The following is a 13,306-nucleotide window of genomic DNA, read 5'->3' as shown; positions in this document are numbered from 1 at the left end:
GGGGAAAAAATGGATATAACCGGATTATGGTCACTTCAGTGCATGATGTTTCTGCTCACTGGAGCAGGTGCCATATTGAAGAGGAAAGGTATTTTAAAGGAATCAGGAAAGACGGTGCTTACAGATGCCGTGCTGTATTTTTTTCTGCCCTGCAATATCATTAATTCCTTCCGCATGAAGTTTGACAGTAAAATACTGCTCCGGTTCGGGGCAGTACTTTTCCTGTCTGTTCTTGTACAGATAGTAAGTTATGTTTTAAGCCGGGTATTGTATAATAAAAGGCCCCATGCAGTAAAACGGGTTCTTCAGTACGCAACCATAGTCTCAAACTCCGGGTTTTTAGGCCTTCCCATTGCAGAAGGAATTTATGGTGCGGAAGGTATGATGTATGCTTCCATATTCATTATCCCTATGCGGATTATGATGTGGTCAGCCGGAATTGCATGCTTTACGGAAAGCCCGGATTTTAAGTCAGTTGTGAAAAAAATTGCAATTCATCCCTGTATCGTGGCCGTTTATATCGGTCTGTTTCTGCTGTTGTTTCAGGCCCCCATTGAGACAATCAATGCAAGTCTCATGGTTCATTTGCCTATCGCTGTCCATTCGATACTGAATATTATTGGGCTGGCACTTGACAGGGCGGTCCGTTCGGCGGGAAGCTGTACAACGGCACTGACCATGCTTTTAATCGGAATGATGCTTTCTGAGGTCAGTTTCAAAAGTCTGTTTCACAGGGATGCTCTTTTTATATCCTTTATGCGTCTGATCATTCTGCCTTTTTTCACCCTGGCATTGTGCAGAATGTTGAAGATGGAGAATTATCTTACGGCGATCTGTGTACTGATGACCGGGATGCCGGCAGGGAGTACTTCTGCAATACTTGCGGCAAAGTATGACTGCGATTATGTATTTGCAACGAAATGTGTGGTAATATCCACACTTTTATCCATGCTTACAATTCCTCTCTGGTCCATGGGATTTTCGTGAGAATAATCATAAGCTTTCATGGCAGGAGAAGGAGAACAGGAGGAGAAAATGGAAAATAGGAAACAATGTGTCATGCTTCCGGACGGAACTGCTGTACCGTCTCTGGGGCAGGGAACCTGGTTCCTGGGAGAACAAAAAAGCAGGCGAAAGGAAGAACTGAATAGCTTAAGGACTGGAATATCAGCCGGTATGACACTCCTTGATACAGCTGAGATGTATGGAGATGGAAAAGCAGAGGAACTTCTTGGAGAGGCCATACATGGGATTGATCGCAGCAGTCTGTTTCTGGTGTCCAAGGTATATCCTCATAATGCTGGCAGAAAGAATATATTTAAAAGCTGTATCAGAACTCTGGATCGATTGAACACGGATTATCTGGATTTATATCTTTTACACTGGAGGGGAAGTATTCCATTAAGTGAGACGGTGGAATGTATGGAGCAGCTGAAAAAAGAAGGAAAGATAAGGCGCTGGGGTGTATCAAACTTTGACACTGCCGATATGAAGGAACTTTGGAGTGTTCCGGGAGGAAGTAACTGCCAGATAAATCAGGTTCTTTATCATGTGGCTTCCAGAGGAATTGAGTATGATTTGATCCCGTGGCTGGAAGAACACAAAGTCCCTGTCATGGCATACTGCCCTCTTGCACAGGCAGGTGATTTAAAACGGGGTCTTTACGAGAACCCGGTGCTGATCCGCATCGCAAATGCCCACCAGTGTACAGTTTCCAATATTCTTCTGGCTTTTGTTATCCGAAATAATAATGTGGTGGCCATACCCCGTACCGGAAACAGGGATCACGCACTGGACAATGCAAAGGCATGGGAAATAGAACTGACGGGGGATGAACTTATGGAGATAAACCAGGTGTTTCCTGCGCCAGTAAGAAAGGTCTATCTGGATATTGTATAATAAAAACATGCTCCTTCTTTTTTAACTATATTTCAGAAGGAGCATGTCTTTGCAATGTTATTTTAAATACTTATCAAAAAAAGAGATCATAAGCTGCTTGACAGAATCCTGGAAGAATTCTCTGGAACCGTGTCCGGCTCCTTCCAGTACATAGTAATCTGTTCTGTCTTCCATGCCTGCTTCTTTGATTCTGCTGTATAAAACGTCACTGCTAAGTTCCATGGGAACCAGCGGATCGTTGTCTCCATGGAGTATCAGCATAGGACACATGTCCGGATTTACATAATTTGCCGGGCTAGCCGATTTTGCACGTTCCTTTATGGTAGAAGGATCTCCTCCTATGAGTTTTCCGCCATGGGTATCTTCGATTCGGTGCCACCGGCTGTTGGGATTATTAAAACTTTTTTCTTCCTCATTCATCAGTGCCACTACATCGGTAGGACCAAACATATTGCAGCAGGCATTTGCTTTAGATGAATAGCCGGACCATTCTTCATTTTCGAAAGTATCCGTATTCATTGCTGCAAAAGCGGCCAGGTGTCCGCCTGCGGATCGTCCGAATACACCAATCCGGTTGGGATCAATTTCATATTTCATGGCATTTGCCCGCAGAAACCGGATAGCGGTTTTTACATCAATGATCTGTGCAGGAAAATGTGCTTCACTACTGCTTCTATAGTACATGGATGCTACCACATAGCCGGCATCTGCGAATTGACTCATCTCGCCAAGCATGAGGTTTTTATCGACTCCTCTCCAGCCTCCTCCAGGGATCCAGAGTAGTGCAGGTTTTGTATCATGGTTTTCTTTTGGATCATCTTCACCGGCTGCCAGCTTCATCTCACTGTTGCCGTTTTGAAGCAGGATGGACATTTTAAGTTCCATTGGCTTGCTGTTTAAATCCGTTTGGTTAGAGAAGACAATGTTGTCAATCAGAGTTAATGATTTTCGCTCATGTCCCGGATTAATATATTTTTTCATTATTCTTTCGTTCCTTTCATGATCCTTTCAGTGCTTTCCTTTATATAAAAATCGGGAAGAACAGATTGATGCCAATGATCAGTGAGATCATTAATATTAATACAAGAGGCAGCGTAAACTTCATCAGTTTGAATGTGTTGAAATTTCCGATACCAAAAGCCATCATGGCGGCAGAACAGCCGGTAGGCATAGCAATGGCAAACCAGCAGGAAACTGCAGTTACCAGAACGATTGCTTTGACATTCATGCCCCCTGCCAGCGCGGTTGCTGCAGCAATAGGGCACATAAGAGCCATGGTTCCCAGATTGGAAAGGAAATTTGTCATGATTGTGGTGACTACGCAGAAAACAATGGTTACATATAAGCCGCTTGGGTTATTTCCAAGAAGATTTAGTACAGTCTGTCCAATCAGTTCTCCGACGCCGGTTTTTCCCAGAACGGAAGAAATAACTGACATACCTGCGATCATCCATATCATGTCACTGGTAATGGTTGCAACTGTTTCCTTTACACTAAGAACGCCGGTAATTATTAAGACCAGTACTCCAACTGCTGGCAGAATGTTGCTGATGTTGCTGCCTAACTGGTTACCAAACATGAATCCCATGATAACACAAAAGAATACCAGGAAGATAATTGTCTCATGTTTTTTAGAGATTGCGTCAGATTCTTTAACTTCCCTTACCTGGGAACTGTCAAGTTTACTGCTGGGTATTATTTTATACATGAAAAGACAATAAATGGTGCCTGCTACAGCCGGAAAAAATCCTGCTTTCAGATAATCCGTGATTCCAAGTAAGTCTTTTGCTTCCACCATACCCTGGTAGAAGGAATTAATAGTTCCTGGCATGGTTGCACCCATACCAATGGGAATTTTTGAGGTCCAGATGGTATTTACACAGGCGACGATAAAAAGCATGCGTGCCGGAGAAATATCGCTTTCATCATCAAGCGTCTGAACAAACAGAAGCATCATGGAAAGGCAGGCAATCTGACCCATTAACTGGGATAAACCGATGGTGATAAGGAGCAGTGCAAGAACCAGAACAATACCGCTTTTTCCCTGCAGACGGTTCATGGCCTGGCGCAGCCTGTGAATTAAACTGGTTTTTCCCAGGGCGCTGGCTACTACCAGCATATTTGCTACCATGATGGTAGTGCTATTGGAAAAACCGGAGAACGCAGTCGGTATATCAGCAACTCCTGTCAGTACAAGAGCCACGCAGCAGATCATTCCTGTTACGCCATACGGAAGTGCATGAGACAGCAGCATAACAACCATAAATGCCATAATTAATAATACGACTATCATTTCATACGTCATTACTAAAATCCTCCATTACTTTCGTGCAAAAGTATAATGTACCGTATCCTTCATGAAAATGGGCGCCCGGATTGTGCATATTATCTTTTGTAAGTTCGCTACAGATCGGATTATATAGTAATACTTAATAAGGTTCAATTCAGTAATAACTATAAAAGTTATAAGAGAAAGCTATAGATGTTTTTTGTGTGACTTATTTACATGAGAAGGAGCTGTTAAATTATGAATACAAAAAGCCTGCTTTATATAACAACCATAGCAAGGGAAAGAAGCATTTCTGCAGCCGGAAAAAAACTGGGGATATCCCAGCCCACATTAAGTATTTATTTATCCAGGCTGGAAAGAAGCCTTGGAACTGATCTGTTTATAAGGGAGAAAAAGTGGCTGATTCCCACGCCGGCGGGAAAGATTTATCTGGATACTGCCAGCCAGATTCTTGAAGCAAAGGACCAGACGTATCTGGCCATTCGTTCCCTGACTCAGGAATTAGAAGAGACGGTTGTCATTGGAGCCACACCGCTGAGGGGTGCTGTTTTGGTGGCACAGATATTTACTCAGTTCAGCAAACGGTTTCCTAATGTGAGAATAGAAATAAAAGAATGCTATATGAAAGACTTAAGAACCCATGTGATCGCAGGAGATGTGGATTTTGCATTAGGTTCTTGTTATGATAGTGAGGAAGAAGATGTTAATTTTGTTATGATGTATAGAGAAGAGGTCATTTTAAGCGCACCATCTTTTCATAAACTGGCTAATCTGGCAGTTAAATGTGACAACAGGCTGACTCCAATGGAAATAAGCCGGTTTTCCGATTCGCCTTTTGTGCTCATGTGCCAGGGAACCTCCATCAGAGCTATTTCTGACAGCATCTTTCTGGCAGCTAAAATGAAACCTACTGTGGTTTTTGAAACGAATAATAACCTGGTACTAAGCAATATGATACGTCAGGGAGCAGGAGTGGGGCTGATTCCAAGGTCTTCAATGGCGGATTCTGATAATAAGATCGTTTACTTTTCTCTTTCCCCCAGATATTATCTGGGCCTTGGAGCAATTGTAAAAAAAGGGAAGGTTCTGTCTGAAGCAGAAAGGTATTTTATTTATCTTGTGATGAGGCAGGATAGGAATAATCCATTATATACCTCTGCTTACAGTGCGTGTGCAAGAGCCATTTATCGTGAATTTGAGAATGAGGGGTAAAATGCATGAATACTCAGCAATTAGAATATGTGATAGCAATTGCAGAGGAAAAAAATTTATCAAAAGCTGCAGGAAAGCTTTTTGTCACCCAGCCGGCATTGAGCCAGCAGTTAAAAAAGCTGGAAGAAGAGCTTCAGACAAAGCTGTTTTATAAAGATAAAAATGATTATCTTCTTACGGATGCCGGAAGAATCTATGTAAATGGGGCACAATATATCCTCAGCCTGTACAGCAATGCTTTAAAGGAGATTGAAAATTTAAATAATTCGGGGAAAAAGAAGCTTACGTTCATTTACCGCAATGATATGCTTCCGGTGATTTCAAAGAAAGTGCTGCCTTCACTGGCTGATCTGCATAAGAACATTTTTATTGATACCATCGATGCAGACGGTTACATTGCAAAAGATTATGTGATTAACGGCATGGCGGATCTGGCAGTTCTGGTGACAAGGGAGCTTTCCCATAGCATGCTGGAATATATTCCTCTGAGAAAAGAGAATCTGGTACTGGCGGTGCCGGACAATCACCGGTGCCTGGACCGGCTTTATAAAAATGGAGTGGACTTTTCCTGCTTTTGTGATGATTCTTTTATTTTAAATCCTGCAAAAAGCACCTTCCGTGCCTGTGAAAATGAGATATTTTCCAGCCATCAGTTTACTCCGTCTATCCTTTGTGAATCCAATGATTTTACCGTAATAAAACATATGGTAAGCTGCAGGAAAGGAATAGCCTTTTTACCGGAGTCCATGGGAGAGGAACAAAGTAATTATGTCTGCCTGCCATTAAACCATCCGGCAAATTTTCATCTTGTAATTGCATACCGCAAAAGCAGTATTCTCACAAAACCCGTGAAAGATCTTATTATGATGCTTTTAAAAGCCTGTGATAATACTTAGTACGATAAGTTGTAATAATGTTATCCTGCAGTTACAATAATAGAAATAGAAATGATGGAAGCGAGGTAGAAAATGGAACGGATTGCAATTCTGCTTCCAAGGCAGACAATTTTAGAGTATGCAAATGCGGTCCTGGAAAAAGAGGGGACAAAGGTCCAGATTTTAAAAGTTGTGGAAAATTCAAGTGCAGTTTCGGAGGCTAAGGCTGCAGTGGAAGCAGGAGCCCGCGTTATCATTGCCAGGGGGCTGCAGGCCACGCTGATTAAGGACGATATAAATGTACCGGTAGTGGAGATGCCCATTACTGTACGCGAAATCGGGTTTATGATTCTTAAAGCCAGAAATATGCTGAAAAAGAACCACCCTTCTATCGGAATTATTGCATTTGAAAATATGTTTGAAAGCCTTGATGAACTGGACGAGCTGTTTGACTTTGAACTGCATTTTTATAAACTGACGGAACTGGAAGAAACGAGAGACTTAGTCAGTCAGGCGATTAAAGACGGAGTGGACTTAATTATCGGCGGAGTAAAAACGAACCAGATTGCTTTTGAGATCGGATTTCCCAGCCTGTTTATGGAAACAGGAGAGGAATCCATACGCAAGGCGCTTCAGATGGCAGTTCATATACTTGAGCTTGCGGAACTGGAAAAGCAGAATAAAGCTCAGCTGGATACGCTTCTTGATACATCCTTCAGCGGAATCATTAAAATTAATGCATATCAGGAGATTGTGGCAGTAAACCGGGTGATCGAGCAGCTGCTGGGGAGGTCATCTGCTGAGGTAATCGGCTTTCCCATTGACAAAGTATTTGACGGAATTGACGCAGAAGGCATAGATGGAATTTTAAGCGGAAGAGAGGAGCTTTATTCCACTTCCTTTTCTATAAAAAATCAGCTGCTGATGGTGATTGGAGCGCCAATTCAATACGACGGGCATTACAGCGGTGCCATACTGACGTGTCACAAGGTACGTTCGGCAGAGCGGGGCGAAGGGCAGAGCTCAGGAGCTAAGCTGATGAATGGTCATAATGCTCCCCGTAATTTCTTTCACATTCTAAGAGAGTCAGGAGAAATGAAACGGTGCATCAAACAGGCAAGGTCCTATGCCATTTCCAGAAATCCGGTATTGATTTACGGGGAAACCGGTACAGAAAAAGATATACTTGCTGAAGCGATTCACAATAACAGTCCCCAAAAGGGAGGCCCTTTTATGGCAGTTAATGTAAGCTGTCTTTCTCCTAAGGAGCAGAAAGAGGTGTTGTTTGGCTTTGGTGATGAGAATAAGAAAAAGCAAAAAGGTACCCTGGAGGCGGCAGAATTTGGTACCGTATTTATAGAAGAGGTGGACTGCTTATCCTTGGAATGTCAGTATCTGCTTTTCAAAGCGGTTCATGACCGGCTTTTCTGGGAACAGAATTCTATGACAAAACGGGTTTTGTCTGTTCGTCTGATTGCTGCTGCGGGAAAGGAACTGTCATATCTTGTAAAGCAGGGAAATTTCAGGGAAGATTTATATTTCTACCTGTCTGCATTAAAGATCAGCCTTCCCCCGCTTCGTAAGGAGCCGGAGGAAATCCGCCGCTTTACAGGACTTTATCTCGACAAATATAATACAGCCTATTCCAGATATGTGGAAATCAGCGAGGCTGCGTTAAAAATAATGGAGGAATATTTCTGGGAGGGAAATTTACTTCAGCTGGAAAGCTTTTGTGAAAGGCTGGTGCTGGCAGCTCACAGAAGAAAGGCGGAGGAGGGGATGGTGCAGAACCTTCTGCAGGAGCTGTATCCGGTTATCAGGGAAGAAAACGGAATCAGTCAGACCGTAAGAAGCCAAAATCCGGAAGCCCTCCGCATAGAAATGCTTCTGGAACGCTGCAAAGGAAGAAGAACGGAGGTGGCAGAGGCAATGAATATCAGCACAACAACACTGTGGAGAAAAATGAAGCGCTACGGAATTGGAGGCTGGGATTGCAATTGATTGCAATCCCTTTTTCATTTTCTGAAAGAATAAGAAAGATGACAAGAAAAATGGGACAGTGTTAGTATGTCTGCCAATAGAAGAAGTACTTCCATACCGGTATAATTAAGTCATGTTCAAAGATGATCTGTGATAAAGGAGAATATAGAATGATACCAGTAATAACCAAAATGGAAGTATATCCAGTAGCGGGTAAAGATTGTATGGAGCTGAATTTAAGCGGAGCCCATGCACCGTTTTTTACCAGAAACATTGTGGTTTTGTATGCAGATAACGGAGAAATGGGAGTAGGAGAGGTGCCCGGAGGGAAAAAAATAACCGATGCACTTTTAGAGTGCGTACCCTTTGTAACAGGCACAAAAATCAGTGAATATAAAAGCACGCTTTTAAAAGTGAAAGCACATTTAGATTCCAAAGGAGAAGCAGACGTAAGAGGAAATCAGACGTTTGATTTACGGACAGGAGTTCACGTAATTACTGCCATTGAAGCTCCCTGTCTGGATCTTCTGGGGAAATATTTAGGCGTTCCGGTCTGTGAGCTTTTAGGCGAAGGAAAGCAGAGAGACAGCGTACGGATGCTGGGCTATCTGTTCTTTGTGGGAGACAGAAACAAGACAGATCTTCCATATGACTCGGAGCCGGACGCTGACTGTGAGTGGTACCGCATCCGCCATGAGGAGGCCCTTACTGCTGGTCAGATCGTGGCTTTTGCAAAAGCGACCAGGGAAAAATACGGATTCCAGGACTTTAAGCTGAAAGGCGGCGTGCTTCCTGGAAATGAAGAGATGGATGTAATCCGGGAATTAAAGAAAGCATTTCCTGATGCTCGCATTGATCTGGATCCCAACGGGGGCTGGCTTCTTGAAGAAGCGGTAGAATATGTAAAGGGAATGCAGGGCATTTTAACTTACTGTGAAGATCCATGCGGAGCGGAAGGGGTTTATTCCGGAAGAGAGATTGTCAGCGAATTCCGCCGCCGTACTGGTTTCCCCACTGCAACTAATATGATTGCAACAGACTGGAGAGAAGTAGGACATTCCCTGGAATCCCAGGCAGTAGATATCATACTGGCGGATCCCCATTTCTGGACAATGAGCGGTTCTGTCCGCGTTGCACAGATGTGCCACGATTTTGGTTATACATGGGGCTCCCATTCCAACAACCATTTTGATATTTCCCTTGCCATGTTTACCCAGGTTGGTGCAGCAGTTCCGGGTGAGTACAATGCACTGGATACCCACTGGATCTGGCAGGAGGGCTTAGAGCGTCTGACAAAAGAACCTCTTAAAATTGAAAATGGCTGTATCCAGGTTCCAAAGAAGCCGGGGCTTGGTATTGAAGCGGACATGGAACAGATTAAGAAAGCCCATCAGCTGTATCTGGATCACTGCCTTGGCGGAAGAGATGATGCCATGGGTATGCAGTATCTGATTCCAGGATGGAAATTTAATCCAAAGAAACCCTGCCTTGTTCGTTAATTTAACGGATTATCACTGTTTCTTATCGCTGCAATCGGTATTAATTATTGGATTTATTGAGCGGTCATTGGTATAATGCGTATGAAAGTAAGAGAAAGAGAAATAAAAATGTGCAATATAACCAAAGGAAGGAAATAGAAGATATGGAGTACTCAGGAACGCCGGTTGTTACAGAAATGCAGGTTATCCCGGTAGCAGGCTATGACAGCATGCTGATGACTTTAAGCGGAGCTCATGCACCCTGGTTTACCAGAAATATAGTGATTTTAAAGGACAGCGCCGGAAATACGGGAATCGGGGAGATTCATGGAGGAGATTATACCTGTGAAGCGTTAAGAAGCTGCACCCCTCTTGTAGTTGGACAGCAGATTGGAAAATACCGGAGTATTTTAAATTCAATTCATAAAGCATCATCCAAAGCAAAAGAGGATGACGGGGAAGGAATACAGACCCTTGATATCAGCAAGCTGAAATTCGTTGTAAAAGCGGAATGGGCCATTGAGTGTGCACTTCTTGATCTTTTGGGACAGCATTTGGGACTGCCCATCTGTGAACTTTTAGGAGAGGGAAAACAGAGGGATCAGGTTGAGACGCTGGGGTATTTATTCTATGTCAGCAAAAAAGAAAAGGCTGCACCAGTGCTTTCCTATCTGGATGAGAGTGACAGCAAAGATCCGTGGTTTCGCCTCCGGCGTATGCAGATGCTTACTCCGGAACGGATCGTTGAGCAGGCCAGTGTTCTTCATGAAAAATACGGATTTAAAAATTTTAAGTTAAAAGGCGGTGTGCTTTCAGGTTTCGAAGAGATGGAAGCGGTGCGGGCGCTGAAACAGGCGTTTCCCAACGGCCGTATCAATATTGATCCAAACGGTGCCTGGAGCTTAAAGGAAGCAATTGAACTTAGCAGGCCAATGGAGGGAATCTTATCCTACATAGAAGATCCCTGTGGTCCGGAATCCGGTTTTTCCAGCAGAGAAATTATGGCGGAATTTAAAAATGCCGTTAACCTTCCGGTAGCCACCAACATGATTGCAACAGACTGGAGACAGTTTTATCATTCGGCAGCATTAAAAGCGGTGGATATCGTTCTGGCAGATCCTCATTTCTGGGGATTTGGAGGAAGTGTGAGAATGGCTCAGATTTTAAATGACTGGGGACTGACCTGGGGAAGCCATTCCAATAATCACTTTGATATCACTTTGACAGCGTTTGCCCATGTGGCAGCTGCAGCACCGGGAAATCCAACAGCACTGGATACCCACTGGATCTGGCAGGATGGGCAGAATCTCTTAAACGATACTCCGTCTATTAAAAACGGTTACTTAGAGGTGCCTGACAAACCGGGACTGGGAGTGACGATAAACATGGAGCGGGTAATGGAGGCGAATGCGTTGTATAACAGCCTTTCCTCCCATGACAGGGATGACGCTCTGGCGATGCAGTATTTAATACCTGGCTGGAAGTATGACTGTAAAAAACCGGCATTGGTAAGATAAAAGGAGGAGGACAGTCAATGTTTATTAAAAAATATGGGGATATGATTGTCGGCGGATTTTTTATGATTCTGTCTGCCGGAATGATGATCATGGCGAAGATGCTGCCGAAATCATCAATTATGGAAATCGGTCCGGATTTCATGCCGATGTGCATCGGTATTGTGACCTTTGTTCTGGCGGCAGCCCTGGCAGTTTTCAATGTAAAAAACTTGAAAATGAGAACAGCAGAAGCTGAAAAAATGGAAAAGGAAGATCTGGATTACAAACGAATGCTCATCAGCTTTATCCTTATTCTGGTTTATGTTTATCTGCTTCAGCCGGTTGGTTTTATTGTTACCACGATTCTTTACTTACCATTTCAGATGTATGTTCTGGCACCGGATGAGAAAAAAACGAAAAAGGACATCATACAGCTGGCAGTAACTTCCGTTGTATTTACCTTTATTGTATTTTTCCTGTTCCGGTATGGATTCAAGATCATATTGCCTGCTGGTATATTCACCATTAATTTATAGGAGGGGAAGCAATGAACGCATTAATTTCATTAGGTAACGCTTATGCAAGAATTTTTACTCCGTCTTCTCTTCTGCTTATGGCAGCAGGAGTGAGTGTGGGGATTATATTTGGTTCCATTCCCGGTTTATCGGCTTCCATGGCTGTGGCATTGTTTTTACCCCTCACATTCAGCATGTCCCCATCCATGGGTATGAATATGCTGGTGGCGGTTTATATCGGAGGTATTTCAGGAGGTCTGATCTCAGCCATTCTTCTTAACATGCCAGGTACGGCTTCCTCCATTGCAACCTGCTTTGACGGGCATCCAATGGCAAAGAACGGGGAAGCAGGGAAGGCCCTTGGATATGGAATTGTATTTTCCTTTTTGGGATCTATCTTTTCCTTTATTGTTTTAACGTTCTGCGCTCCGCTGCTTGCAAATATTGCACTTAAGTTTACACCGGCTGAGAACTTCGGAATTTCATTTTTTGCTTTGACTATGGTTGCAGTTCTGGCATCCGGATCAATGTTAAAAGGTGTACTGGCAGGTATGCTGGGACTCATTTTTTCCCTGGTGGGTATGGCTCCCATTGACGGAACAGCACGTTTCACCTTTGGTTCAAGCTCCCTGATGGCTGGATTTGATACACTTCCCACGTTAATTGGTATTTTCGCTATTTCAGAGATTCTCGTAACAGCGGAATCCATGGGTCATGGAAAGATGGATGTTATCAAAATGAAGCCCATCAAAGGCTTCGGCTTTACCTGGAAGGAATTTGTTTATCAGATTCCAAACGCCATTCGTTCCGCTCTTATTGGTACTGGAATCGGTATTCTTCCCGGAATCGGAGGAAGTACCTCCGGAATGCTTGCCTATGTAACTGCTAAAAACATGTCAAAGCATCCGGAAGAATTCGGAAAGGGCTGTCCAGACGGAATTGTAGCTACGGAAACCGCTAACAACGCCACCATAGGCGGAGCCATGATTCCGCTTCTGGTTCTCGGAATTCCCGGGGACGGAGTAACGGCCATGATGCTTGGAGGATTTTTGATCCACGGCTTATCGGCAGGACCTCTTCTCTTTGTTAAAAATGCAGATGTGGTATACGGAATTTTTGCAGCCTGCATGATCTGTATCACCCTGATGCTGTTAATTGAGTTCTTTGGAATTAAAGTATTTGTACAGCTTTTGAAAATTCCGAAGCACATCCTGATGCCTCTGATCCTGGTTTTATGCTGTGTGGGTGCCTATGCAACCAACAACCGGATTTTTGACGTACAGTCCATACTGTTATTCGGACTGGTGGGATACTTATATCATAAGTTCAGACTGCCAACTACACCGTTTGTATTATGCTTCCTCATAGGAAAAATGCTGGAGACATATCTCCGAAGAGGAATCATGCAGTACAAATCATTTGGAGCATTTTTCCAGAGACCGATATTCGACGCATTCTTTTTTGTCGCAATCGGAGTAGTGGTTTGGTCGGTTTATAAAGAATACAAGATGTACTTAATTAAAAAAGCGGGTAAGGCAACTGAACAATCATAAAAAAGGAG

11 protein-coding genes are annotated in these 13,306 nt (G+C 43.5%); 9 read left to right on the top strand and 2 right to left on the bottom strand.

Translation table 11 applies throughout. From position 1 onward, the window contains the following. The first annotated feature begins 9 nt into the window (after positions 1-9). The gene (locus V7D18_RS22760; RefSeq protein ID WP_426157783.1) at positions 10-987 is read left to right on the top strand and encodes an AEC family transporter; all 978 of its coding nucleotides are present in this window, start codon (positions 10-12) and stop codon (positions 985-987) included. 48 nt (positions 988-1,035) lie between these two features. Then, positions 1,036-1,899, top strand: a complete 864-nt coding sequence (locus V7D18_RS22755) for an aldo/keto reductase (protein ID WP_426157781.1) — start codon at positions 1,036-1,038, stop codon at positions 1,897-1,899. Between the two features lie 57 nt (positions 1,900-1,956). Here V7D18_RS22755 and V7D18_RS22750 read toward each other — a convergent pair whose 3' ends face one another. Together V7D18_RS22750 and V7D18_RS22745 are read right to left on the bottom strand one after the other, a co-directional pair. Next, positions 1,957-2,880 (bottom strand): alpha/beta hydrolase fold domain-containing protein, encoded by a 924-nt coding sequence (locus V7D18_RS22750; protein ID WP_426157779.1) that lies wholly within the window; start codon positions 2,878-2,880, stop codon positions 1,957-1,959. 40 nt (positions 2,881-2,920) lie between these two features. Continuing rightward, positions 2,921-4,204 (bottom strand): SLC13 family permease, encoded by a 1,284-nt coding sequence (locus tag V7D18_RS22745; protein WP_426157778.1) that lies wholly within the window; start codon positions 4,202-4,204, stop codon positions 2,921-2,923. A gap of 222 nt (positions 4,205-4,426) precedes the next feature. Between V7D18_RS22745 and V7D18_RS22740 the strand changes: the two genes are divergently transcribed. The 7 genes from V7D18_RS22740 (at position 4,427) to V7D18_RS22710 (ending at position 13,298) form a co-directional block, all read left to right on the top strand. After that, on the top strand, positions 4,427-5,401 hold the full coding sequence (locus V7D18_RS22740) for a LysR family transcriptional regulator (RefSeq protein WP_426157776.1): 975 nt from the start codon (positions 4,427-4,429) through the stop codon (positions 5,399-5,401). 5 nt (positions 5,402-5,406) lie between these two features. Next, positions 5,407-6,297, top strand: a complete 891-nt coding sequence (locus V7D18_RS22735; RefSeq protein WP_426157774.1) for a LysR family transcriptional regulator — start codon at positions 5,407-5,409, stop codon at positions 6,295-6,297. A 72-nt stretch (positions 6,298-6,369) separates the two neighbouring features. Further along, positions 6,370-8,277 carry a PrpR N-terminal domain-containing protein gene (locus V7D18_RS22730; RefSeq protein ID WP_426157772.1) on the top strand — a complete coding sequence of 636 codons (1,908 nt, stop codon included), beginning with the start codon at positions 6,370-6,372 and terminating at the stop codon, positions 8,275-8,277. Positions 8,278-8,426: 149 nt separating this feature from the next. After that, positions 8,427-9,755 carry an enolase C-terminal domain-like protein gene (locus tag V7D18_RS22725; RefSeq protein ID WP_426157770.1) on the top strand — a complete coding sequence of 443 codons (1,329 nt, stop codon included), beginning with the start codon at positions 8,427-8,429 and terminating at the stop codon, positions 9,753-9,755. Positions 9,756-9,898: 143 nt separating this feature from the next. Continuing rightward, complete coding sequence (locus V7D18_RS22720) at positions 9,899-11,251, top strand: enolase C-terminal domain-like protein (protein WP_426157768.1); 1,353 nt, start codon at positions 9,899-9,901, stop codon at positions 11,249-11,251. Positions 11,252-11,268: 17 nt separating this feature from the next. Further along, entirely contained in the window at positions 11,269-11,766 is a 498-nt protein-coding gene (locus tag V7D18_RS22715; RefSeq protein WP_426157766.1) for a tripartite tricarboxylate transporter TctB family protein, read from the top strand. An 11-nt stretch (positions 11,767-11,777) separates the two neighbouring features. After that, entirely contained in the window at positions 11,778-13,298 is a 1,521-nt protein-coding gene (locus tag V7D18_RS22710) for a tripartite tricarboxylate transporter permease (protein WP_426157765.1), read from the top strand. Positions 13,299-13,306 lie beyond the last annotated feature (8 nt).

Source organism: Lacrimispora sp. 38-1, assembly GCF_049890855.1.
In the GTDB taxonomy this organism is placed as follows: domain Bacteria; phylum Bacillota; class Clostridia; order Lachnospirales; family Lachnospiraceae; genus Lacrimispora.
This window is presented reverse-complemented; position numbering and strand designations above follow the sequence as displayed.